22 protein-coding genes are annotated in these 23142 nt (G+C 62.5%); 13 read left to right on the plus strand and 9 right to left on the minus strand.

What is annotated here, in order from left to right; genetic code table 11:
- Positions 1–86: 86 nt before the first annotated feature.
- From GFS60_RS20240 to GFS60_RS20260, 5 genes are all read left to right on the plus strand, one after another.
- The gene (locus tag GFS60_RS20240) at positions 87–914 is read left to right on the plus strand and encodes a sulfurtransferase (protein ID WP_159923994.1); all 828 of its coding nucleotides are present in this window, start codon (positions 87–89) and stop codon (positions 912–914) included.
- Between the two features lie 6 nt (positions 915–920).
- Positions 921–1613, plus strand: a complete 693-nt coding sequence (gene hemQ / locus GFS60_RS20245; protein WP_159923996.1) for a hydrogen peroxide-dependent heme synthase — start codon at positions 921–923, stop codon at positions 1611–1613.
- A 62-nt stretch (positions 1614–1675) separates the two neighbouring features.
- A complete protein-coding gene (locus tag GFS60_RS20250; protein WP_109333444.1) occupies positions 1676–2152 on the plus strand; it encodes a MarR family winged helix-turn-helix transcriptional regulator in 477 nt (158 codons plus the stop codon).
- A 49-nt stretch (positions 2153–2201) separates the two neighbouring features.
- Positions 2202–2636: a DUF5313 family protein gene (locus GFS60_RS20255; protein WP_109333442.1), complete on the plus strand. Its 435-nt coding sequence runs from the start codon at positions 2202–2204 to the stop codon at positions 2634–2636.
- A 96-nt stretch (positions 2637–2732) separates the two neighbouring features.
- Positions 2733–6074 (plus strand): protein kinase domain-containing protein, encoded by a 3342-nt coding sequence (locus GFS60_RS20260; RefSeq protein WP_159923998.1) that lies wholly within the window; start codon positions 2733–2735, stop codon positions 6072–6074.
- 55 nt (positions 6075–6129) lie between these two features.
- On the opposite strand, the gene GFS60_RS20265 is transcribed toward GFS60_RS20260, so the two are convergent.
- On the minus strand, positions 6130–7446 hold the full coding sequence (locus GFS60_RS20265; RefSeq protein WP_236603215.1) for an MFS transporter: 1317 nt from the start codon (positions 7444–7446) through the stop codon (positions 6130–6132).
- Between the two features lie 37 nt (positions 7447–7483).
- Between GFS60_RS20265 and GFS60_RS20270 the strand changes: the two genes are divergently transcribed.
- The 7 genes from GFS60_RS20270 (at position 7484) to GFS60_RS20300 (ending at position 13432) form a co-directional block, all read left to right on the plus strand.
- Positions 7484–7864, plus strand: coding sequence for an ArsR/SmtB family transcription factor (locus GFS60_RS20270; RefSeq protein ID WP_159924000.1), 381 nt, complete (start codon positions 7484–7486; stop codon positions 7862–7864).
- Positions 7865–8164: 300 nt separating this feature from the next.
- Entirely contained in the window at positions 8165–9178 is a 1014-nt protein-coding gene (locus GFS60_RS20275) for an alcohol dehydrogenase catalytic domain-containing protein (protein WP_159924002.1), read from the plus strand.
- Between the two features lie 320 nt (positions 9179–9498).
- Positions 9499–9906: a hypothetical protein gene (locus tag GFS60_RS20280; protein WP_159924004.1), complete on the plus strand. Its 408-nt coding sequence runs from the start codon at positions 9499–9501 to the stop codon at positions 9904–9906.
- Positions 9903–10787 carry an alpha/beta fold hydrolase gene (locus tag GFS60_RS20285; RefSeq protein WP_159924006.1) on the plus strand — a complete coding sequence of 295 codons (885 nt, stop codon included), beginning with the start codon at positions 9903–9905 and terminating at the stop codon, positions 10785–10787. The genes GFS60_RS20280 and GFS60_RS20285 overlap by 4 nt, the downstream gene beginning before the upstream one ends.
- A gap of 228 nt (positions 10788–11015) precedes the next feature.
- On the plus strand, positions 11016–11459 hold the full coding sequence (locus GFS60_RS20290) for a PaaI family thioesterase (RefSeq protein ID WP_236603216.1): 444 nt from the start codon (positions 11016–11018) through the stop codon (positions 11457–11459).
- A gap of 117 nt (positions 11460–11576) precedes the next feature.
- Positions 11577–12314, plus strand: coding sequence for an IclR family transcriptional regulator (locus GFS60_RS20295; RefSeq protein WP_159924008.1), 738 nt, complete (start codon positions 11577–11579; stop codon positions 12312–12314).
- A 353-nt stretch (positions 12315–12667) separates the two neighbouring features.
- Positions 12668–13432: a GntR family transcriptional regulator gene (locus GFS60_RS20300; protein WP_159924010.1), complete on the plus strand. Its 765-nt coding sequence runs from the start codon at positions 12668–12670 to the stop codon at positions 13430–13432.
- Between the two features lie 629 nt (positions 13433–14061).
- Here the strand turns inward: GFS60_RS20300 and GFS60_RS20305 are convergent.
- A complete protein-coding gene (locus tag GFS60_RS20305) occupies positions 14062–15381 on the minus strand; it encodes an MFS transporter (protein WP_236603217.1) in 1320 nt (439 codons plus the stop codon).
- Positions 15382–15856: 475 nt separating this feature from the next.
- Between GFS60_RS20305 and GFS60_RS20310 the strand changes: the two genes are divergently transcribed.
- Positions 15857–17077, plus strand: coding sequence for an MmgE/PrpD family protein (locus GFS60_RS20310; RefSeq protein ID WP_159924015.1), 1221 nt, complete (start codon positions 15857–15859; stop codon positions 17075–17077).
- A 329-nt stretch (positions 17078–17406) separates the two neighbouring features.
- On the opposite strand, the gene GFS60_RS20315 is transcribed toward GFS60_RS20310, so the two are convergent.
- The 7 genes from GFS60_RS20315 to GFS60_RS20345 form a co-directional block, all read right to left on the minus strand.
- Positions 17407–17820: an ester cyclase gene (locus tag GFS60_RS20315; protein ID WP_159924017.1), complete on the minus strand. Its 414-nt coding sequence runs from the start codon at positions 17818–17820 to the stop codon at positions 17407–17409.
- A gap of 183 nt (positions 17821–18003) precedes the next feature.
- A complete protein-coding gene (locus GFS60_RS20320; RefSeq protein ID WP_159924019.1) occupies positions 18004–18477 on the minus strand; it encodes a winged helix-turn-helix transcriptional regulator in 474 nt (157 codons plus the stop codon).
- A 110-nt stretch (positions 18478–18587) separates the two neighbouring features.
- The gene (locus tag GFS60_RS20325; RefSeq protein ID WP_159924021.1) at positions 18588–19163 is read right to left on the minus strand and encodes a TetR/AcrR family transcriptional regulator; all 576 of its coding nucleotides are present in this window, start codon (positions 19161–19163) and stop codon (positions 18588–18590) included.
- Between the two features lie 54 nt (positions 19164–19217).
- A complete protein-coding gene (locus GFS60_RS20330; protein WP_159924023.1) occupies positions 19218–19802 on the minus strand; it encodes a TetR/AcrR family transcriptional regulator in 585 nt (194 codons plus the stop codon).
- A 4-nt stretch (positions 19803–19806) separates the two neighbouring features.
- The gene (locus tag GFS60_RS20335; protein ID WP_159924025.1) at positions 19807–21000 is read right to left on the minus strand and encodes an acetyl-CoA C-acetyltransferase; all 1194 of its coding nucleotides are present in this window, start codon (positions 20998–21000) and stop codon (positions 19807–19809) included.
- Between the two features lie 64 nt (positions 21001–21064).
- Entirely contained in the window at positions 21065–22252 is a 1188-nt protein-coding gene (locus GFS60_RS20340; RefSeq protein WP_159924027.1) for an acyl-CoA dehydrogenase family protein, read from the minus strand.
- 43 nt (positions 22253–22295) lie between these two features.
- A complete protein-coding gene (locus GFS60_RS20345; RefSeq protein WP_159924029.1) occupies positions 22296–23039 on the minus strand; it encodes an SDR family NAD(P)-dependent oxidoreductase in 744 nt (247 codons plus the stop codon).
- Positions 23040–23142: the final 103 nt, after the last annotated feature.

The following is a 23142-nucleotide window of genomic DNA, read 5'->3' on the forward strand; positions in this document are numbered from 1 at the left end:
CAAGTAGGTGACCCAAAATATAGCGCACGAATAGATCGTGTGCTAACTATGTATGCGCTACCTATTTGCCCGAGTGAAGGATGAACATGAGCAGAAGTACTTTTCTGGTCGACGCCGACTGGGTCGTCGACCACGGGCAGGACCCTGATGTCGTACTGGTGGAGGTGGACGAGGACACCGCGCAATACGACATCAACCACATCGACGGCGCTGTTCGTATCGACTGGAAGCGCGATCTGCAAGATCCGGTCCGCCGCGACTTCATCGACAAGCGATCGTTCGAAAAGCTTCTGTCCGCCAAAGGTATCGCGAACAGCGATACGGTGATTCTGTACGGCGGAAACAACAACTGGTTCGCCGCCTACGCCTACTGGTACTTCAAGCTATACGGGCACCGAGACGTGCGGCTGCTCGACGGCGGACGCAAGAAGTGGGAACTCGACGGACGCCCGCTCTCGAGCGACGACGTCAGCCGACCGGGCACCAACTACGTCGCCTCGGAACCAGTGTCCGGGATTCGCGCGCACCGCGACGAGGTTATCGAGCAGATCGGAGGGTCAAGCATTGTCGACGTCCGCTCTCCCGACGAATTCTCTGGCAAGATCCTCGCCCCGGCGCATTACCCGCAAGAACAACCGCAGGTTGCCGGGCATATTCCGACGGCTGTCAACGTTCCGTGGTCAAAGACGGCAGCCGACGACGGCACGTTTCTGGGGGAGGACGATCTCCGTGCTCTCTACGCCGATGCGGGTCTCGACGAGGTGAACGACATCATCGTCTACTGCAGGATCGGAGAACGTTCGGCACACAGCTGGTTCGTACTCCACGAACTGCTGGGCTATTCCGAAGTTCGAAACTACGACGGCTCGTGGGTCGAATACGGCTCGTTGGTCGGCGTACCGGTCGAGAAGTAATCAGCCGTGTCGCGCTCTCGCATCAACGAACTCAACCAACGGGTCCGCTATATGATGTTCACGGTTTTCAAGGTGACCGCAGGTGCACTTCCGGACCTGCGGGGCGGCGTTGCCGAGGACGCGCAGGCCGCCTTCGACGGGTTCGCAGAATTGGGTGTCACCGTCCGCGGTATCTACGACGTCTCGGGTCTGCGCGCAGACGCTGATTTCATGGTCTGGACGCATGCCGAGTCCGTCGAGGAATTGCAACGCGCGTACTCGCATTTTCGGTGTTGCTCCCTCGGGCGCGCATGCGCCCCGGTGTGGAGTGCGGCCGCGCTTCACCGGCCCGCCGAATTCAACCGCAGTCACATCGCCGCCTACGTGGCCGATGAGCAACCGGGGCGGTTCGTCTGTGTGTACCCGTTCAATCGGTCACTGGAGTGGTATCTGCTGCCGGACCCGGAACGGCGCCGCCAGCTTGCCGAGCACGGTCGTGCGGCCCGCAACTACGCGGACGTGCGGGCCAATACCGTGAGTTCCTTCGGGTTGAGTGACTACGAATGGATCCTGGCGTTCGAGGCGTCCGATCCCAGTCGAATCGTGGACATGATGCGGGATTTGCGCGCGACGGACGCGCGTCGTCATGTTCGGCTGGAGACGCCCTTCTTCTCGGGGCCTCGCACGGAGCTGGGCGTCCTCATCGATTCACTCCCGTGAACCGGCCAGAATGGTTAGTGCAATATTAATTATCGCACTAACCATTCTGGTATCGTGATCTTATGACCTTGGACAGTGACCAGCGAATCGCGGGTAACGACTTGCTCGCGCTCGATCGGCAGGTGTGTTTTGCGCTCGCCATCGCGAACCGAGCCGTGCTCTCCGTCTACCGTCCACTGCTCGAGCCGATGGGGTTGACCCATCCGCAGTACCTGGTGATGCTCGCCCTCTGGGGGAAGTCGCCGATGGCTGTCAAGGAGATTGGCACAGCCTTGCAACTCGATTCCCCAACCCTCTCGCCGCTCCTCAAACGCCTCGAGGCTTCCGGATTGATCACGAGGACCCGCAGCCGGGCCGACGAGCGGCAACTGAACGTCGAGTTGACCGATGCCGGAGTTGCACTCCGTGCCGAGGCCGAAAAAATTCCGCCGGCCGTCATCGACAAGCTCGGCGTCAGCTTGACCGAACTCGAAGAACTCCACAAGATCCTCACCCGAATCAATCAAGCCGCGCTTCGAGCGGGAGCGCTGGACCACTGACGGCCCAGGCGTCGATATCAACCTCAGCGCAATGTGAACAGGATTCGTGATGTCGCGACAGACCGAACGCACACGGCCGAGCCCGATCCAATGGCTCGGATACGCACTAGGCCGCAAACTCCCTCACTCGATGCAGGACTGGGTTCGAAACGACCTGACAGGGGATCGGGCGGTTCCACGGCACCTCGTACGCAGCATGGTGCCGTTCATCCCCGTCTTCGCCGCCTTCCTGCTTTTTCCCGGTCCCTTGTGGTTGCGCGGCTCGATGATTCTGCTCGGCCTCCTGCTCGCCCTCTTCTACGCGGTGTCCTACATGGCCCAGAATCGTGCACGACGACTCGAGCGTCACGGATTACCGCCCGATCTCGAGAATCCGAAGAAGGCCTCTCAGCACGAAGCAGAAAAGGCGGCATACGAGAGACTTCACGGCCCGGCGCACCTTGGGCATGTAGAACTGCGACGGAGCGGGAACGAACTCGCCTAGCATCGCAGATCGGGTGACCGGTCCTTCTGGAACCCGCGTGAATGTACGCTGGATTTCCTGAGGAAGCTGTGTCAGCCTCCGGATTGAAGCAGTCCGATGACGGAACCTGGATCGCAAGATACACAGCGCGCCGACCTGGACGCGGTCGCAGGTGAATTGACTGCGGTCGGCTTCGAGGACGTGCGAGAAATCGGCCGCGGTGGATTCGGCGTGGTGTACCGCTGTAGACAACCGATGCTGGATCGAACGGTGGCGGTGAAGGTCCTGACCGCGCATTTGGACGAAGAGAACCGAGCCCGCTTCTTTCGCGAACAACGCGCGATGGGACGCCTCACAGGACACCCGAATATCGTCAGCGTTCTCAATGTCGGTTCGACCGCCAGCGGGCGTCCTTACCTGGTGATGCAATACCATCCACAAGACTCACTCCAGGCCCGGCTTCGACTATCCGGCCCGCTGGGCTGGTCCGAAGCACTCCGCTTGGGCGTGAAGATCGCGGGTGCACTGGAGGCCACGCACCGGGTCGGTGTCCTGCACCGCGACGTCAAGCCAGCGAACATCCTGCTCACCGACTACGACGACCCTCAGCTGACCGACTTCGGCATCGCTCACATCGCCGGTGCCTTCCAGACCGTGGAAGGTACTATCACCGGCTCGCCGGCTTTCACCACCCCCGAGGTCCTCGCCGGCGGTCCCCCTAGCGCGGCTTCCGACATCTACAGCTTAGGTACGACACTTTTCTGCGTCATCACCGCGCACGCCCCGTTCGAACGGCAAGAGGGTGAGCAAGTAGTCGCCCAGTTTCTTCGCATCACCACGGCACCCGTACCTCGCCTCGAGGATCAGGAGGTTCCAGGTGACGTCCGGGAGATCGTCGAACGAGCGATGGCTCGCGACCCGGCGAACCGGTTTGCCACCGCCGAAGAATTCGGGCACCAACTGCAGATTGCACAGGCACGACACGGTCTTCGTGTCGACGACATGGCCATTCCAAACGGTTCTCGGCAGGACTCAGTCGGTCCTCCCTCGCCCGGCGGGCTGGTGAGTGGGCGCACACTTCCAGGCCACGCAACGCCGAATACTGCAGAAGTGGCCTCAGCAGTCGGAAACAGTGCTGACTCTTCGCCGCGGCGGCGTGGTAGTGCTGGAAACCTTCCCCTTGATTTGACCGGCTTCGTCGGTCGCCGACACGAGATTGCTGAGACACGCCGACAGCTCGCGGCCTCCAGGATCGTCACACTCACAGGTATGGGCGGCGTCGGCAAGACGCGGCTTGCTCTTCGGGTCGCCCACGATGCGCGGCGAGGATTTGCGAACGGAGTCTGGTTGGTCGAGCTGGGGGAGCTGCGGGATGCACAGCTGGTGACCAATACCATCTCGGAGGCCCTGGGGTGCCGCCACCAATCGGGTAACTCCGCCCTGTCGGCGCTCACCGAGTATCTCGCCGACAAGCAGCTGCTTCTCGTTTTCGACAATTGTGAGCATCTGCTCGAAGCGGTGGCTGCACAGGCAAATACGCTGTTGCGATCGTGCCCGGGACTGCGCATCCTGGCGACGAGTCGCGAGCCTGTAGGACTTGCCGGGGAGGTGGTGCTGCGCGTACCCCCGCTCTCGGTCCCGGATGACCGGCGTGTTCCATCGCTTCGAGAGCTACCACAATACGAATCCGTCATGCTCTTCGTCGAGCGGGCAACGACAGTTCAACCCGACTTCGAACTGACGGCCGAGAACCAGTCCGCCGTGACTGCGATTTGTCAGCGGCTGGACGGGCTTCCGCTCTCCATCGAGCTGGCAGCGGTGCGCTTGAGAGCGATGTCCGTGCAGCAAGTGCTCGATCGACTGACCGATCGACTTCAGTTGTTGAAACTTGGCAGTCGGGCAGCGCCGAGTCGCCAGCAGACACTCCGAATGTCTATCGATTGGAGTTACGAGCTGTGCTCGCCCGACGAACAGCAACTGTGGGCGCGGTTGACGATATTCGCCGGCAGCTTCGAACTCGATGCGGCCGAGGACATTTGTGCCGGCGCCATCGCGTCGGCCGATCTACTCGACCTGCTTGCAGCCTTGGTCGACAAATCGATCGTGATCAAGGAAGAAGCAGGTTCGGTGGTCCGCTACCGCCTCCTCGAAACCCTGCGAGACTACGGGCGGGAAAAACTCCAGGGACTAGGCGGCCTCGCAGTTCTGCGGGAACGGCATCGCTGCTGGTACCAGAAACTGGTCGTCGGAGCGGAGACGGACTGGGTGAGCCCCCGGCAACTGGACTGTATTCGCCGGCTCGACCGCGAACAGCCCAACCTACGAGACATCCTACGATTCTGTTCAGAATCACCGGAAGGAGCTGAAACCGGTCTACACATCGCGTCCGCGCTCTTCCCTTACTGGATCTCCCGGGGACACCTCAGCGAAGGCCGCCTCTGGTTCGGACGGCTTCTGCAGGCGCACGACAGGCAGCCCACAGCTGATCGCACCAAAGTTCTTTACCAGTCCAGTGTTCTCGCCGGCATGCAAGGCGACACCGCTGACGAGGCGGCGCTACTCGCCGAGGCTGATGCTGGGACCGATCAAGGCCCCGATAGCTCGCTCCCCGCGTTGGCACATTTCGCCGCCGGATGTCTGGCGCTGTACAGCGCCGACCCGGTGCGCGCGGCTGCCTCGTTCAACAACGCCGTCACCGCTGCAGTGGACGAGAACTACCTTTTCTGTCGTATCGCCAGTCTGTTAGGTCTCGAGTTTTGCAGCATCTCGACAGGTGACGCGCGAACGGGGTACCAGTGTCATGAGGAAATGTATTCGCTGACCGAACAACACGGCGAAATCGTGTACCGCGGACGATCATGCATGACCGGCGGATGGGCATTGTGGATCGAAGGTGAGCTGGCGGGTGCTGTGGCTGTGCTCGAGGAGGGTCTGCGGCTGTCGAGCCAAGTGGATGACCAGGTCGGCGTCGCTCGGTGCCTCCAAGTCTTGGCTTGGGTGGAAGCCGACCAACGCCATGCAGTTCGTGCCGCGACCTTGCTCGGCGCAGCGGAAGGCATGTGGCGCGAGATCGGCGGGTCGGTTTCGACCTTCCTCGACAAGACTCACTATCAGCGGGAGTGTGAACAATGGACCCGCCGGGCGCTTTCCGAGCGGGAATACCAACGGCAACTTCTGTATGGCCGGAATTTGGGTGACGACGAGGCAGTCGCGTTCGCCCTCGGCAGGCAGTCGCAGGGTGCAAAGACGTCTCTGTCGGATACCCCGGTCGCATTGACCCGCCGTGAACGCGAAGTGGCGAACCTCGTCGCAGAGGGGTTGACCAATAGACAGATCGCCGAGCGGTTGGTCATCGCACAACGCACGGCGCAAGGGCATGTCGAACATATCTTGTCCAAGCTCGGCTTCACGTCGCGAACGCAGATCGCCGCGTGGGTTGCCGGCCGGCCTCCGGAGTAGTGACGAGCAGAACCTCGCACCTGCAGCGCCGGTACCGACCGTCATGGATGCCGACTCAGACCAGAATCGCGTCGTCGGCCTGTTCGCAGATCGCTACATTTCCTCGGACAGCGTTATCTGAGTGCCGACCTGTACTGATCCGCACGGCCACAAGTGCGATGAGTGCGCACACGATGACGATTGCAGCGAAGGTGGTGACGGCCGAGTGGAAGGAGGTGAACTGTATGAGGTAACCGGTTCCCACGGGAAGTAAAGCAGCCGGGATGTAACCGGCGATGTTGAGTGCCGCGTTGGATTCCGCGCCGTTTCGTTGTGGGACCCGGGTGCTTATCAGCGTCAGGGCGGCCAGCTGCCCCAGGCCCTGCGCGGCACCGGCAAGACCCGCAGCAATGACGAACACCGCGGGTGTCGAGGAGACGGTAATGCTCACTATGAGGGACGACATCGAGGCAATCGCGGCTATCGAACTCAACGCCAGGTGGGTCCGGAAATCGAAACGGGCAAGGGCGAACTGAATGCCGGTTGCCACCAGGAACATGCTGCATGCCGTCACCCCGGCGAGTAGGGCGCTGTGATTGCCGATCCCAGTGACGAGGACGGTGGGACCCAGGGACAGAAAGAAGGACGTCGACGTTATTCCTGGGGCGAAGGCTGCGATCCCCCATGCCAGTTCGCGTCGATTGGGACGAGGAGCCGAAGGCCACGTCCAGAGGGGATCAGAAGGGCGTCGCTCTACGATGGCGCGTTGAAGCGGTAGCTTTGTTGCGAGGACTAGTGCAAATAAGGATATGGAAACCACGATCCCGAATATCCAGAGCTGAGGCGTAGCCACCGCTTGTGTAAGGGCACCGGACAGCATTGGGCCGAGCCCGGCGCCGAACACCATAGCTGCAGAGGCGATCTTGGAACCTGCTCGGCGGCGGTGTTCAGGTGCAAGATCGATCGTTGCCGACATCCCTGCGGTGACGGCCGCGCCCACTGCGACACCCGCCAAGAGTCTGGCCGCGAATAACCATAAGACGTCGGTGGCCAACAGGAAGAGTGAGGACGCCACTACTGCGGCAATCAGGCCGGGAACGAGAACGACCTTTCGTCCGTGTCGGTCGGCGAGTTTACCGGCGACGACGAGCGTGCTGATCAATCCAACCATGTACGCGCCGAAAACGATGGTCAAGGTTCCGGAGCTGAAACCCCAGGCGGCCTGCCAGTGCGCGTACAGCGGCGTAGGCGCATTCGATAGTACGAATATGGCTGTCACTGTGCTTGCGGCCGCCAGGGACCATTGCAGCTTCCTTCGGGGGATCGATGTCTCCATACGAAGGTCCTCCTGTTCGATACTGGCCGTACCAGTACGTAAATATTCGTACTTCATAGTACGACAAGTTTCGTACTTCGGCTATGGTGGATTTATGACTCGCCTCGCACCGACTTACCGCAAGACAGACAGCGAGGCGGCTCTGCCGCCGCCGCTCCCTGAACCGGCAACGTCCGCACTACGCCTGGAGCGAGTGATGGGCGTTCTTGCCGACCCGCTCCGGCTGACAATCGTCAAGCGACTCCTGACGGACTCCGAGGAGTACGACCACACGTGCGGTTGGTTCGGCTTCGACCGCCCGAAGTCGAGCCTCACCCATCATTTCAAGGCCCTCAGGGAAGCGGGCGTCATCCGGCAGCGGCAGCATGGTCTCGAGCGCCGTAGCCGCGTTCGGCTCGAGGACCTCAATGAACGTTTCCCCGGCCTCGTGGAGCTTGTTCTCAACTGGCAACCGGCCGACGGCGATGTTCTGTGAGCTCATGCCCGCGGAGGTTCGGCCCACTCTCGGATGTTTTGATCTCTGTCACTCTTGTCAGGAGCGCAGCTCAGGCGTTTGACTGAGGTATGGGCTTCGATGGCTCACGATGCCGGCCTGGGTCCCCTCTCGAGACTCGGGCTCGGCCACTCAGTTCTGCCTGTGGCGTCGCGCGGTGCGCCGGATTGTGGCGTCGCAGCGTCTACCGCAATTCGAGGGTGGATTCGAATGCTCATCATTCTCCGACGAGCACGCCGGGAATCGCGCACAGCGGCGCCCGGCCCGACAGTGAGGATCTGCATGCCTACTCATCACGCTGTTCACGTTCGGTCCGCCGGCGAACCGATGACGGTGGTCGATGTCGAAACCACTTCACCCCCACGTAATTACGTGCGGATCGCCGTCTCTTCCTGCGGAGTCTGCGGTACCGACCACGCCTTCGTCAACGGCGCATTTCCCGGCATGTCCTGGCCTCTCACCCCTGGGCACGAGATTGCCGGAACGATTGTCGAACTCGGTGCCGGGGTCGACGACTACACAGTTGGCGACCGGGTCTCGGTAGGTTGGTTCGGGGGACATTGCGGCCAATGCATCCCCTGCCGTCAAGGTGCCTTCATCTACTGCGAGAAGCTGCAGGTGCCGAGTTGGCAATACCCCGGAGGCTATGCCGAGTCGGTGACAGTGCCTGCCAACGCACTCGCCCGGATACCGAGTGAACTTTCCTTAACTGAGGCAGCGCCGATGAGCTGTGCCGGCGTCACAACTTACGACGCGCTACGGAAATCCAAGGCTGTCGCGGGTGACCGGGTTGCCATCCTCGGAATCGGCGGTCTCGGCCACCTCGGAGTGCAGTTCGCACGGGCGATGGGATTTGAAACGATCGCTGTCGCCCGTGGCGCCGACAAGCGCGAGGACGCTCGTGCACTCGGCGCCCATCACTACATCGACTCCACTGAGGGCGACGTCAGTCAAGCTCTGCGGGCACTGGGGGGCGTGGCGGTCATTCTGGCGACTGCCGCGAACTCGAAGGCGATGGGGGAGATGATCGGCGGGCTGCTTCCGCGCGGCGAACTCAAGGTGGTCGGCGTCACGCCCGAGCCATTGCCCATCAGCCCCCTTCAGCTGATCACTCCGGGCATCACCGTGACCGGCCACCCCTCCGGTACCGCCCGAGACGTCGAAGAGACCATGCAATTCGCTGTCTTGTCGGGAGTGCGCGCCCGAATCGAGGAACGACCACTGGCCCGAGCCGCGGAGGCCTATGCCGCGATGGAGGAAGGACGGGCGCGCTATCGCATGGTCCTCACGATGTAAACCGTCTTCACGGAATGCGTTGAGCCAAAGGTTCCTTGGATGGAAGTAAGAATCATCTACCCGTCTGAGCGTGCTCGACACCTTCATGAGATGCGCGAGTGCTGAATCTCCGCCATGAACTCTGCCCAGGCGCCGCGACGGCAACCGACGGTATTCCACCTCGACCTCCATTGACTTTCTGTGAAACCGTGCACATACTCGATACTGACACGGCGTACCGCACAGCGGCACAGGATGGACGTCGTGGTCGCCGAGCCTCCCGTGTGGTCGGTGTGGTTCGCGGTCGGGCAAGCGACTTCCCCCTGGAAAGGAACAGACTCATGCCATTTGTTGACACGGATAGGTTCACCGAAGCGCTCAACTTGGATCCGGAATTCAAGATTGCGGCACGCTTCTGGGACGCCATCATCCGTTTGGAGATCGGCGACGAGACGTACATATTGGTGGTCCGCGAGGGGCGGCTGAAGTCGATGACACCGCCGGCGGGCAACAACTTCATGACAGTCTCGCGCAATTACGACATAGAGGTCTCGGCACCGGCCGAGGAGTGGAACAGGTTCTTCCAGCGAGTGCCGCGGCCGTTCTATCAGGACCTCTTTTCCGCGATTTCTCGGCACAACTTCAGATATGGCGGGGACATGAAGATGTTTTTCGCCTACTACGCCGCCCTACGGCGGCTGTTCGACTTCATGCGTTCGTACACCAGGGTTGCCGAGGAGGCGAAATGACCACGACCAAGTTCGACAAAGCAGTTGGACGGTATGTGCATCTGACGATCGACGACATCGAGTATCGGGTCTACTACGAGGAGAGCGGCTCGGGTATTCCCTTGCTGCTGCAGCACACCGCAGGCTGCGATGCCCGCCAGTATCGCCATCTACTGGAGGACGAGGAGATCACGGCAAACTTCCGGGTGATCGCGTGGGACCTGCCCTATCACGGCCGGTCGCTACCGCCGCTGTCGGTACGCTGGTGGGAGCAGGAGTACACCCTGACCCAGGATTTCTTCATGAAGTTCGTGGTCGCCCTCGCTGACGCACTCGAGTGCCCGGATGCGGTCTACATGGGTAGTTCGATGGGCGGCAATCTCGCCCCGGATCTCGCTTTGCATTACCCCGGGAAGTTCCGTGCCGTGATCGGCCTGGAAGCGGCCTTGTATTCGCCGGGCTACTACCTCGACTACTGGTTTCACCCCGAAATCAGCAATGACTCGAAGCCGGCAGCGATGTACGCACTCACATCACCGACTGCGCCGGAGGTCGGCCGCCGGGAGACGACATGGGTCTACAGTCAGGGGTCACCGCCGGTGTTCAAGGGTGATCTGCAGTACTACAGCGTCGAGCATGATCTTCGGGATACGGCGAAGGACATCGACACCTCGCAGACCGCAGTTTACATCCTCAATGGTGAATACGATTTCGCTACAGGGCCCGAGGAGGCCGAAGAACTCGGTGCGCAGATCACAGGTGCGAAGGTAATTCCGATGAGGGGCCTCGGCCACTTTCCGATGAGCGAGGATGCGGAGCAGTTCTTCCGCTGCATCAAGCCGGTGCTCTGGGAGATTCGCGACACGGCAGTCCCGTCGCAGGTTCTCTCGGCTACGCAGTAACACCACTGACCGGTTGCGCGGCAGCGGACTCGTGGTGGTCGCGAGGGTCAAGCCGACGCAACCTGCGGGGCCGCCGGCGGTGGGGCGCCTCCAACCCCCGCCGCTGGTGTCCCCGCCGCCCTCCGCCGAAGGCGGGTCTGGCATTTCTGCCGTTGCAGTCAGCCGGCCCGCTGGGTGGGAAAAGGCGCTGGGCAGGAGACCGAAGCAGGAATGGGATAGGAGTTTGTGGTGACTGAAGCCGCATGGGCGGAGATACACGACGACGGGTTCATCGGGATGATCGGTCCACTACTCCGCCGCCATACAGAAAGCGGTGGGCGAGAATACGGGCTGCGGTGCGGGCTGCAACACCGCAACCTACGAGGAGCAGTGCAAGGGGGCCTGATCATGGCCTTCGCCGACCGGACCCTGGGTTCGACGGCCCTCCATGAATCCGGCACGCAGAACATGGCCACCGTGCAGCTGAACGTCAACTTCCTCAGTCCGGTTCTGGTGGGCGACCTACTGACGAGTTCGCCGCGCATAGTGCGGCGTACGGCATCAATCGTTTTTGCCGATTCGGATCTGCGCGTCGACAACGCGGTAGTAGCCACGGCAACTGGAGTATTCAAGATCCTTGCGAACAGTTCGTCTTCACGAGGATCTGGCGCAGTCGAGGGCGGATACCGCTGAACCGCGAGCGCGCCGGACCGAGGGCTGGACATTTCGACATGCTGTGCCGATAATCGGCACAAGACGATATGAGTGCTGTCAGTGGCGCTCATTCAACGGCGGTCGAAGGGATTGCAAGTGCAGGGCATCGAACGGGGTTTGCGGGTACTCGAAGCTGTGGCAGAGGCTCAGCCGGTGGGGGTCGGGGAACTGTCACGGACCCTTCAGCTGCCGAAATCGACGGTTCAGCGCACTTTGCAGGCATTGGCGTCGGCGGGTTGGATCCGTAGCGACGGTAGCGAATACACGAGGTGGAAGCTGACCTCCCGGGCGCTCGCGGTGGGTAGGCGTGGATGGGACAAGGGTGACCTGCGTACCGTCGCGCTCGAACCCATGCGGGAGCTCCGGGATCTGACAAACGAAACCATCACGCTACAGGTTCGTGATGGTGCCGAGCGCGTCGTGCAGATCGAGCGGATGGACTCACATCAGGCGGTTCGCACATTCATCAAGGTCGGTGCCACGTATCAGCTGCCCCATACTTCGGGCGGGTTGGCCATCCTCGCGCAGCTACCGGACGACGAAGTGGACCGAGTGCTGTCGAGCCCGATCGAAAAGCTGACTCCGCAGACCGACACCGATCCTGAGTCGATCAGGAAAAAGATCGACGAGATTCGCAGGGTCGGATATGCGGTCAGTATCAACCAGAATCGTATGGGGGTGTGCGCTGTCGGAGCGGCCGTGCTGGGGGAGGACGGATGCCCTGTCGGGGGCATCGGAATCTCGATGCCCGAGACGCGGTTCGACGAACAGCGAGTGTCTTGGTGGGGAAAGCAAGTGAGCGACACAGCAGCGAATGTGAGCTCACTGCTCTGATCCCCGAAAGAGGTGCGTCGCACCGATCTGCGCGGCGACTCCCGCACAGCGACGTCACGAATTCGGCTGGCGCGACGGTATCCGCTCAGCCGCGCGAGATCGATGAGCGTTCAGTCTCCGATCAACGGTGAACGGTGCTGTCACGAGCTGTGCATTCCCGCGGGAGCGTACGCGGCGGGCCAGCGCCCATTTGGCAAGGGTGGCTCGCATCGGATTTCCGGAGGCGGTAAGTCGTGTGTGCCGTGCACTGGCATAGCGTCTCAAAAAACGCTATTCTGATGGCTGGACCTTTTCGACGGATCGGTATGCGATGGACACCGCAGCGCGACACTTGAACGAATCGGCGCGGGCGCATGGGTGACCGCAACAATGGAAATGAGCCAGCACATCGACGGGTGTCTCTTGCGCTGCGCGAGCAAATTGCTGCAGGTCACTTCCACGGTGGCCGACAGCTTCCCACTGAACTTTCCCTTGCCGAAGAATTTGCTGTGAGTCGGCAGACGGTGCGCCGAGCATTCTACGACCTGGTAGCGGATGGCCTTGTGTACCGAATTCCGGGCCGGGGTACGTTCGTCTCCGAAGGCGCGAGTATGCGCCTTCGCCGTCTCGGACACATTGAGGCACTGACCAACCTCCCTTCTGATACCACCACCGAAATAGTTGCGCCCCTTCGGCGCCGGATTGACATCGAAGCCGCAAGCAGACTGCGCCTCGACAGCGATTTCGTCAGCACGATCACGTACGTACGTCGCCATGCAGGTGGTGTGTTCGTGACGACGACTGTTCACCTTCCCGACGCGCACGCGCGCCACCTGTCCGGTGGCACGGAGATGCAATCAGGTGAGATCGGGTCGCAGACGATCATTGGCCTTCTTGAACCTCATCTGGCGTCACCCGTGGCAGATCTTGTGCAGTCGATCACGGTCGCACCGGCCGCCGAGGACATCGCCCACTATCTCGGCTGCCCCACCGGGCACCCCTTGTTGCGTGCCGATCGCTTGTACCTCGACTCGGACGGTCAGGTAGTGGAGCTGGCGGTCAACTACTACTTACCCGAGAACTACACCTACCGAATCACTATGGGCAGAAGTCGGCAATCAGAAGCGAGCAACTACTGACGTCGACAGGAATCCGGCCCGTCGGCGGAATCCTCCAGATCGCCTTGTCCCATGAACACTTTGAACACTCGAGAAGAACCAATCCGGTCGCGCGAGTCAGGGTTCGGGGAGTGCCAACTACAGGAGCGGACTGTAACAGGGCCGCTCGGTGGGGTACTCGACGAGACAGGGTGTTGGAGGCCAGGGTGGTGGTGGATACTAGCTCGCCAAGGCGTAAAGAGCACAATGTGACGCAGGAGTGAGCTGGCACAGCCGTTCGGTGAACCGGCGGGCTGTCATGCCGAAGTGCTCGAGATATTCCTTTGATGGCGCTCGCCGAAGACTTTCGCCGAGGGTCATCACCTCGGAGTAGGGCCCCGTGAGGTGACCGCATGCTGGCGAAGAGACTAATGCGCTCAGCTTCGGCGTCCGCGTGTTTGCGTTTTCTGCCCGGCTTCGATCGACGCAGTTGGCGCCATCGGTGTTACTCACGCGAGTCCACGTATTCCCGCACTCATCGGACTGGTGATCCTCGGGACCGTGGTAATGATGCTTCGGTCGGTCAACCGCTCGGCCGCTACAGCGTTGGCATGATGCTGTCTGTAGCGGCCGAGGGTTGGCGATCACCGCCCGGCAGCGTGAAGGTGAAGCTACGCGGGCACCGAAGGCTTCCGATCGGCATCACCCGAAATGTCGCTTCGATACGTTTCCGGCACCGATATAGCACCGAGCAGCGTAATTACGGCAGTGACCACGATGTACCACGGAAAATATCGGGCGTAGCCTGCATTGGCCAGGCTAGTGGCAACAAGCGGGACTGTTCCGCCGAAGAGCGCCACTGAGAGCGAGTACGGGAATCCCAGGCCGCTCACTCGGACGTGCGGCGGGAAATTCTCGACCATCACGGCTGACGTGATCGATGTGCACAGGCTCAAGAGCAGTAGGCCGATGAGCTGGATGATGATGAGTGTTGTGAAGTTCGTGCTCGAGATAGAGAGCAGGAAAGGTGTGACGATCACAGTGCCGATGCTGAATGCATACATGCATGGTTTGCGCCCGTATCTGTCGGAGATCAACCCGGCGAGTGGCTGGGCAGCGGTGTAAAGAATCAGGGTGATGATCCCGACCGTCATGGCGGTGGTGGCAGAGACACCGTTCTGGATCTGGAAGTAAGTTGTCAAGTAGGTAGCCCAGAAGTACTGTCCCACGCCCATTCCGGTTGCGATCGCGAACACAATGATGGACTGTCGGGGATAACGTTGCAGAGCAGCGAGTGGATTGCGGCCTGTCGGCGTGGCACCCGATTCGGAGTCGGTCGCTTTGAGCGTTTCTTGGGTCCCGCGGCGGATATACCAGGCGGCGACCGCGGCTAATGCGCCGACAGCGAAGGGAATTCGCCAACCGTAGTCGCGCATAGCGTCTTCACCGATGAGTGCGACGAACGCAGTAATGAAGGCAAGGCACGTCAATTTGCCCAGGCCGGAGGCGACGAACATGAAGCTCGAGTAGAAGCCGCGCCGCCCGGCTGGCGCGGATTCGACGATGAATGCACCCGCCGTCGTGTACTCGCCTCCTGCGGACAATCCCTGCAGGATGCGGGCAACAGTCAGAACTATGGGCGCGGCGACGCCGATCTGGTTGTACGTAGGGCATAAGGCGATGAGCAAGCTACCGCCGGCCATAAGGGTGATGGTGAGACTCAGGGCTCGTCGGCGGCCGTACCTATCTGCGAAGAGTCCGATGAAGAGTCCTGCTAACGGCCGCGCGAGGAACCCGACGGCGAAAACTCCGAATGCGCTCAGAAGGGGCACTAGTCCCGACGATTCCGAGGAAGGGAAGAAGGAAGACGCGAAGTACACCGCTAGGTAGGAGTATGCGAGGAAATCGAAGAACTCCACCGAGTGTCCGATAGTGCCGGCAATCAGCTGCCGTCTCGGGTTTATTATCGCCGTCTCATCGGATGTGTCCATTTTCATTTGCTGGGCGCCTTTCGCGGAGGATGAGGTCGTTGACGGTGGTTTCGAAGGTTCCTGGGTGGTTCCGCGTGGTGGCGTTCGGTCCGGTAAGAACCGTTGAGGAACCTCCGGATTCTTGGAACAAGATGCGCGGGAGTGCCTCTACAGGTGAACTCGGTTCCGGCTTCGATGCCACTGCGGCACGGTCGTTGCAGTCGAAGTAAGACGTTCGATGCGAGTGCGGACGTAGGGGAGCGAACCCGTCCGTGCTGCTGAGCGGCACAGCGTTTCGCCATTTAAGTATCGTGCTTAGGGTCACAGCTGTCAAGGTTGACGTGCACGCGGTGGTTGCCACCACTCGTGCCAGGTTGAACGAGGCTCATGGCTGATGGCGAAGGCCGCCCGCAAAGCTTGTGGGGTATGCCGCTCAGCGGTATGGTGTTCCGAACCTGGATACTTTTGAAGGAAACTCTGCAGAGAAGGAGCGGTGATGACTGGTGCGGTGCAGGAGTCAAGCGTCGTCGGCATGCGTGAACTCACACGATGGGCCGCCGGTATCGACCCAACGTCCGCAGATCTCGAGCTTGCGCAACGTGCTTTGATCGATACCGTCACCGTTACCCTTGCGGCACTGAATGATCCGGTGGTCGCGTGGACTGATGGCCTGCCGGCTGCGCTGCGTTGGGCAACGGTCGGGCACGTACTCGATTTCGACGATCTGCACATACCGTCCACGACGCACATCAGTGTGGTGTGCGTGCCCGCCACGTTGGCAGCGGGCGGTGGTGCGCGAGAGTACCTAGCGGCGGCGGGCGTGATGGCGCGCCTTGGTAGCGCTCTCGGTTGGAACCATTACACGCAGGGATGGCATTCCACCGCGACGGTCGGTGCCATCGCGGCTGCTGTCGCAGCGGGGCTGTCTCTCGGGCTCGACTCAGACGGCGTTGCTACAGCGATGGCACACGCTGTTCCCGCCGCAGGCGGTGTCCGTCAAGCATTTGGCACCGCAGGCAAGCCGATGCAGGTCGGATTCGCTGCGGATGCCGGTGTACGTGCAGCCCGACTCGCCGCAGCAGGCGCGACTGCCGACCCGCGCGCTGTCGATGAGTGGTTTCGGCTCGTCGGAGGCCGGAACTCCCCGCAACTTTCAGGACCCCTCATTCCGGATGGTCTGGGGCTGAAGCTCCATCCGTGCTGTTACGCCCTTCAGCGCCCTATCACCGCGATTCGGTCGCTGGGTGCGCTCCCGATCAACGAGATTGCCCGCATTCGACTGCACACTCCACGGAGTGCAGTTCTACCGTTGATTCACGACTATCCGAGTACGGGTCTGGAAGGCAAGTTTTCGCTGAATTACGGCATAGCCGCCACCCTGTTGGACGGGTTCCCCGATATCGCAAGCTTCACGGATGCTGCTGTACAGCGCCCGGAGGTGCGGAGCATCCTCGACCGCATCGGCCTGATAGCTGATCCTGAGGGGAATGGGGTACTCGACGGCAACTGCAGGGTAACTGTCGAGTTCAATGACGGATCACTGGTCGAAGCGGTAGAGGAACTCCCGCTGGGGCATTCGCGTAGGCCTGTATCCAGCGAGGACTTCGAGGCTAAAGTTCGCGGATGTGTTGGTGAGGAGCGCTCAGGCGAGGTAATGGCATTGGACTGGCTTTCGGCAGCGGAGTTGTTACGACGGTGTCTGCCAGGTAGCGGGTAAAGGCCCGCTCGGTTCCAAAACTCGTGTTGCATCGGTGGTTTCTGTGCTCTTGGTGGGTATTACCCGAGTCGTGTGCGGTTGCAACCTGAGGGGCATGTAAGTGCTCCTTGGGCTCGTCAGTCGATGGGGGCCGGCAAACGCACAGGATGGTTCCGGCTCGGCGGTAGGCTGGATTGGACACGGGGTGCAGACTGCTCCGGTGACGTGAGGAGGGGAACCTCACGTCACCGGGTTGGGTGTCGCCGCGATAAGCAGGCGGTGTCGGAGATCGTGGCTGGACGAGTCACGATCTCGACAAATCATCTTCGGCTCCGTGAGTGGGGCGAATCCTAGGCCGTCAGCCGCCGGTGCAGCTCCCAGGCATTGCGCTCGACGCGGTTGGATTCGAGCAGCCCATCTGCGCGGACGTTCCACACCGCGGTGCCTGTCAGATGGATCGGTTGCCCGTCCGGTTCGGTGCCCATGATGCCGCGGTTGCGCCCGGTCATTTCCCAGAGCGAGGCTACGCGGGAACCGTCCTCGTTCTGGAACGTCTCGATGGGAATGAACTCCAGATCCTCGACGGTGGCTTGGAAATTAAGCACCCATTCCTTGAAGGCGTCTCGGCCGCGGATCGCCTGTCCGCCGGTGACGATGACGAAATCATCGACGACGAGTTCGTCGATCGCCTGGGGATTCTGGGGTGACTGCCACACCTCGGCCCAGAAATTCTCGACTGCGCGAACTCCGTGTTGCACTGCCATTTTGCCTCGATTCTCTCTAGCTTGGAAATACCAAGTTAGCATGGTTATGACGAGGCACCTCTGCGGGCTGCACGAGTTACCCATGCGCCTGTGAGCCATTGGCCTCGAGCTGCTGTACGGGAGGCGCTTCTCGTCAAGGCATAGGGAGCTTCACGAACAAGAATGAGCTGCGATCGACGAGGACTAACCCTGTTTACCGGCTGTCGGGGCCGGATCAGATTGCTGGACATGAAGGCTAGACGTGCTCACGCGTCGACCGTCGTCGGTGACGAACGCCAGGGAGACGGCCTCGCCGGTGGTCTCGTCGGTGTACTCGGGGGAGGTGCTACCCGGACGCGGCAGATGGTCGCGACCGAATTGGCCCAGTGCCCCGATCACGACGTGCAACTGCTTGCCTTTCTCGGTCAGCACGTACTCCTGACGTTCCCGTGATCCTTCCTGACGATAGGCGCGGCGTTCGAGGATTCCTTCGTCGACGAGCATCGCCAACCGTGCAGTGAGCACGTCGGACGCCACACCGAGGCTGCGGGTGAAATCCGAGAACCGACGGTGGCCCCAGAAGGCGTCGCGGATGATGAGCAGCGTCCACTTGTCGCCCAGGACTTCGAGGGTGCGCGCGATGGAGCAACGGGCAGGGGTGGCCGGCGACGGACTCATGCGACGAGGATAGTCCTCGCTGGTTTGGTGCGTCCAAGTCAGCGGCTCCGCCGCCGGTGAGTGGTTAACGAGTCCCTGCACTCGTTAACCACTCACGGGCGCGAAGCGCCTCACGCCCGCATCCCCGTGACGACGGCGTCGAGGAACTCGTCCGCGATGTCTTCGGGGGTCTCGGCGCCGGTCGGTGTGATCCACAGGTAGCTGTAGTTGAACATGCCCAGCAGGCCCTTGACCATTAGCCGCGGGAGAGGACGGAACTGTCCGTCGCGAATGCCCTCCGCCAATGCGTTCCGCCAATGTGATTCGTAGCGTTCACGTTCGGCGATGATCCGATCCCGACGCTCGTCTGTCAGGGCGTGGTACTCACGGAAGAAGACCGTCCACTCCGCACGGTGGTCGGCGATGTTCCGCATGAGCGCACGTGCAAGACCGCGAAGCCGCTTCTCCGGATCAGCCTCGGAAAGCGCGAGTTCGTCGGCGACCGTGTTCATCTGCGCGAGTTGCCGGCTGCTGATCTCGTAGAGGATTGCCTCTTTGCTGCCGATGTAGTGGTACAGCGCGCCCCGCCCCAGTCCGGTGGCCTCACCGATCTCGGCGACTCCAGTGCCGTGGTAGCCCGACTTCGCGAACAATTCGGCGGCCACCTGCAGGACTCGGTCCCGGTTGGCGTCGTACTTGTCGCTCATCGAAGGGCCCCTCTGTTTCCCGGCGGTCGAAGGTGTGAGTCTAGACGGCCCAGATCACGGCTTCGGCGCGGCCAGCCCGGTGATGAGGGCGTCGAGAAACCCGTCGGCGATCTCCTCGGGGGTGCGGGCCCCGTCGGCCGTGAGCCAGAGGTAGCTGTAGTTGAACATGCCGAGCACACCCTTGATCATCAACGGCGGCAACAGTGTGAACACCCCGTCGCGGACGCCCTGGTCGAACGCGTGCCGCCAATGCGATTCGTACCGTTCGCGGGCCGCGACGACCCGCGCACGCCGATCACCGGTCAGGGCGTGGTACTCACGGAAGAACACCGTCCACTCCGCACGGTGTTCGGCGATGTTGCGGAGGAGGGCCCGCGCGAGACCGCGGAGGCGGCGCTCCGGATCCGGTTCGGTCAGGGCGAGTTCGTCGGCCACGTCGTTCATCTGCGCGAGTTGCCGGCTGCTGATCGCGAACAGAACTTCCTCCTTGCTGCCGATGTAGTGGTAGAGGGCCCCGCGGCCGAGTCCCACCGCCGTGCCGAGGTCGGCGATCCCGGTGCCGTGGTAGCCCGACCTCGCGAACAGCTCGGCGGACACGCGCAGAATTTCGGCGCGGTTGAGCTCGTACTTGGTGCTCATCGAATTACCGTTCGACGTGCACGATCAGGGCCTGCCCCTGGCCGCCGCCCCCGCAGAGCGCCGCTGCGCCGACGCCACCGCCGCGGCGTCGCAGCTCGAGCGCGAGGTGCAGGACGATCCGTGCGCCCGAGACGCCGATCGGGTGGCCGAGCGCGATCGCGCCGCCGTTGACGTTCACCCGGTCCGTGTCGAGACCGAGGCGTTCGGACGAGACGAGTGTGACGGCGGCGAACGCCTCGTTGATCTCGACGAGATCGAGGTCGCGAGGCTCGATCCCCTCGCGTCGGCACGCGACCTGGATGGCGTTCGACGGCTGCTCGTGCAGACCCGAATCAGGTCCGGCTACCACGGCGCGTGATCCGATCTCGGCCAGCCACGACAGTCCGAGCCGGACGGCGGTCGACTTCCGCGTGACCACGACGGCGCAGGCACCGTCGGAGATCGGTGACGAGTTGCCCGCGGTCAGCGAGCCGTCGGCGGCGAAGGCCGGAGGTAGACCTGCGAGGTCCGCTGCCGAGGTGTCGGCCCGGATGCCCTCGTCGTGGCTCACGTCGGTCGACTCACCCCGACCGGACGTGATCGGTACGGGAACGATCTCGGCCGCGAAGACACCGTCCTTGCGCGCGCGTGCGGCCGTACGGTGTGAGCGTGCGGCCCACTCGTCCTGGGCCTCGCGGCCGATCCCGTACTCGGGATTCCGCGACTCGGTCAGCGCCCCCATCGACGACCCGGTGAACGCGTCCTGGAGCCCGTCGAATGCGAGGTGGTCGATCAGTACCGTGTCGCCGTACTTGTGCCCGCGCCGACTGTTCGTCAGCAGGTGCGGCGCAGTGCTCATCGATTCCTGACCGCCGGCGACCACGATGTCCGCGTCGCCGGCGACGATCATCTGGTGCGCCAGTGTTATCGCGTCGATTCCGGAGAGGCACATCCGGTTGATGGTCAGTGCCGGTGTGGTCATGGGGATTCCCGCGGCCGCTGCCGCGACGCGCGCGGGCAGTTGGCCGCTGCCTGCGGTGAGGACCTGGCCCATGAGGACGTGGTCGACGGCGCGTGCGTCGACGCCGGCCGATTCCAGCGCACCACCGATCGCGTGGCTACCCAGTTCCTGGGCGCTCAGGCTCGACAGGGATCCCATGAAACGTCCGAACGGGGTTCGCGCCCCCGCGACGAGGACGGTGGGGTCGTGGTCGGTCATTGTTCGTCTCCTTCGCGAGCGTGGTGCTTCCCTGCGGCCGGTCCCGGCCGCAGGGAAACTGGTGTCAGTTGTTGCGCGACGTCTCGAAGGCGTCGGAGAACTCGTACCCGTCGAGCAGTCGTCCCGCCGTGACCAGGTACTGGATCGTCGGGGTTCCCTCCTCGAGCCAGTTGAGGCGGGCGTCCCGGTAGAGGCGTTCGATCGGATGCGCGCGTGTGTATCCGATTCCGCCGTGGATGAGCAGGGCCCGGTCGGTGACCCGGCCGACGGCTTCGAGGCCGAACAGTTTGCACATGCTGGCCTCGGCGGGAATCCGTTCGCCGGCATCCCACTTCTGCGCTGCGTCGGCCAGGATCCCGCGCAGGGCGTAGACATCGGTGGCCATCTCCGCCAGGTAGCGCTGGATGGCCTGCCGTGTGCCGATCGGCTTGCCGAACGTGACACGGCTCTTCGCGTGGGCGATCGACAGTTCGAGGGCACGCTCGGACGTGCCGAGGGAGCTTGCCGCGATAAACACCCGGCTGATCTCCAGTGCGCGTTCGAGGTGCTCGTTTCCCTGCCCTTCGGCGCCGACGAGGGCGGTGGCGGGCACCCGGACGGAGTCGAGGGTGACGCGTCCGTGCTCGGTGCCCTTGCAGCCCATCGTCTCGGGAAGCGCTGCGATCGAGAGACCCTCGGTCTCGCGGGGAACGAGGAACGCGGAGACGTCGGTGTCGGATGTCTTCGCGAAGACGATGAAGTGAGATGCGATGTCCGAGTTGGTGATCAACCACTTCTCACCGTTCAGGATGTAGCCGTCACCTTCGCGCACCGCGGTCGACCCGAGGTCGGCGCCCGTCCCGAAACCCGGCTCCGTCAGCGCGAACGCGACCGAGTTCTTGCCCGTGGCCGTGCCCGGCAGCACGTCCGCCTTCTGCCGGTCGCTGCCGATCTCGGAGAGTGCGTGGGCGAAGGAGTTGTGCACGTGGACGATGACCCGGAGCCCGCCCTGCACTTTGGCGAATTCGGCGATGATCGGCAGGTATTGGGCGATCGAGAGGCCGCTGCCGCCGTACTCGCGGGGAACGAGCAGGCCGAGCGCGCCGATCCGGTCGAGGATGGGCATGACGATGTCGTGCGGAACCTGCTCGTCGTCCTCGATTCGCTGTTCCAGCGGATCGAGTTCGGACCAGATAGCTTCGACAATGCGGTCCCGGAGCGCCAGGTACTCCGACTCCGGAATGCCGACCGAATGCGTGAGTGTCGCGGTCATGGTGTTGTGTCCCTTCGTTGTTGGTCGATGCGGTCGTGGTGTGTCACAGCGCCCAGCCGCCGTCGACGGTGAGGACGGAGCCGGTGCAGAATGTGGCGTCTTCGCTGAGGAAGACTGCGGCCTTCGCGATTTCGTCGACGGTGCCGAATCGGCCGAGGACGGTTTCTCGTTCGATGCGCCTGCGTGCGGAGTCGGGCACCGCGTCGGTCATGTCGGTGGTGACGAAGCCGGGGGCCAGCACGTTGACCCGGATGCCGTCACGTGCGACCTCCTTGGCGAGTGAGCGACCGAAGCCGATCATCGCGGACTTCGCACTCGCGTACGCGGTGTCGCCGGCGTGACCGATCAGGCCGACGACCGACGACACCAGCACGATGCTCGGTGACCTGCCGTGGAGGAGGTGGGGTAGCGCGGCCCGGGCGAGGGCGACGGTGCCGCGGAGGTTCGTCTCTATCACGCTCCACCAGGCGTCCGGGTCCGTCTCGACGAGCCGCCCGCCCGACCACTGGCCCGCGTTCAGGACGAGCGAATCGAGGTGTCCCCAGTGGGAGACGACGCATTCCACCGCCGTGGGCGCCGTGGTGTCGTCATGCAGGTCGAAGCGGATCGGGAGTACCTGTTCGGGGGCGTCCGCGGCGAGCTTCTCGGCCTCGTCACGTCTGGTCCGATACGTGCATCCCACCCGGCAGCCGCGCTGCATCAGGGCCGTGGTGACGGCGGCCCCGATGCCGCGGGATCCGCCGGAGACCAGCGCGACGCGGGCGGCGTCGTGATCGTTCTCGTTCATGACAAGGAATGTACTGATCGATCCAAAAATAGTCCAGAGTGTTCGCTAAAGCCTTCTTACAAGTTGTTTGTACTGCACTTTTATCTGGCAGCTCGAATTGGAT

It is taken from the genome of Rhodococcus sp. WAY2, assembly GCF_009859915.1.
Taxonomy (GTDB): domain Bacteria; phylum Actinomycetota; class Actinomycetes; order Mycobacteriales; family Mycobacteriaceae; genus Rhodococcus_F; species Rhodococcus_F oxybenzonivorans.

Bases quoted from the DNA above. Each gene is read 5' to 3' on its own strand.
- GFS60_RS20285 (WP_159924006.1), top strand. From the start codon at position 9,903: ATGACCACGACCAAGTTCGACAAAGCAGTTGGACGGTATGTGCATCTG.
- GFS60_RS20335 (WP_159924025.1), bottom strand. From the start codon at position 21,000: ATGACCGACCACGACCCCACCGTCCTCGTCGCGGGGGCGCGAACCCCG.
- GFS60_RS20270 (WP_159924000.1), top strand. From the start codon at position 7,484: ATGACTCGCCTCGCACCGACTTACCGCAAGACAGACAGCGAGGCGGCT.
- GFS60_RS20280 (WP_159924004.1), top strand. From the start codon at position 9,499: ATGCCATTTGTTGACACGGATAGGTTCACCGAAGCGCTCAACTTGGAT.
- GFS60_RS20340 (WP_159924027.1), bottom strand. From the start codon at position 22,252: ATGACCGCGACACTCACGCATTCGGTCGGCATTCCGGAGTCGGAGTAC.
- GFS60_RS20275 (WP_159924002.1), top strand. From the start codon at position 8,165: ATGCCTACTCATCACGCTGTTCACGTTCGGTCCGCCGGCGAACCGATG.
- GFS60_RS20325 (WP_159924021.1), bottom strand. From the start codon at position 19,163: ATGAGCGACAAGTACGACGCCAACCGGGACCGAGTCCTGCAGGTGGCC.
- GFS60_RS20320 (WP_159924019.1), bottom strand. From the start codon at position 18,477: ATGAGTCCGTCGCCGGCCACCCCTGCCCGTTGCTCCATCGCGCGCACC.
- GFS60_RS20255 (WP_109333442.1), top strand. From the start codon at position 2,202: ATGTCGCGACAGACCGAACGCACACGGCCGAGCCCGATCCAATGGCTC.
- GFS60_RS20310 (WP_159924015.1), top strand. From the start codon at position 15,857: ATGACTGGTGCGGTGCAGGAGTCAAGCGTCGTCGGCATGCGTGAACTC.
- GFS60_RS20300 (WP_159924010.1), top strand. From the start codon at position 12,668: ATGGGTGACCGCAACAATGGAAATGAGCCAGCACATCGACGGGTGTCT.
- GFS60_RS20250 (WP_109333444.1), top strand. From the start codon at position 1,676: ATGACCTTGGACAGTGACCAGCGAATCGCGGGTAACGACTTGCTCGCG.
- GFS60_RS20305 (WP_236603217.1), bottom strand. From the start codon at position 15,381: ATGGACACATCCGATGAGACGGCGATAATAAACCCGAGACGGCAGCTG.
- GFS60_RS20265 (WP_236603215.1), bottom strand. From the start codon at position 7,446: ATGAAGTACGAATATTTACGTACTGGTACGGCCAGTATCGAACAGGAG.
- GFS60_RS20315 (WP_159924017.1), bottom strand. From the start codon at position 17,820: ATGGCAGTGCAACACGGAGTTCGCGCAGTCGAGAATTTCTGGGCCGAG.
- GFS60_RS20345 (WP_159924029.1), bottom strand. From the start codon at position 23,039: ATGAACGAGAACGATCACGACGCCGCCCGCGTCGCGCTGGTCTCCGGC.
- GFS60_RS20260 (WP_159923998.1), top strand. From the start codon at position 2,733: ATGACGGAACCTGGATCGCAAGATACACAGCGCGCCGACCTGGACGCG.
- GFS60_RS20330 (WP_159924023.1), bottom strand. From the start codon at position 19,802: ATGAGCACCAAGTACGAGCTCAACCGCGCCGAAATTCTGCGCGTGTCC.
- GFS60_RS20240 (WP_159923994.1), top strand. From the start codon at position 87: ATGAGCAGAAGTACTTTTCTGGTCGACGCCGACTGGGTCGTCGACCAC.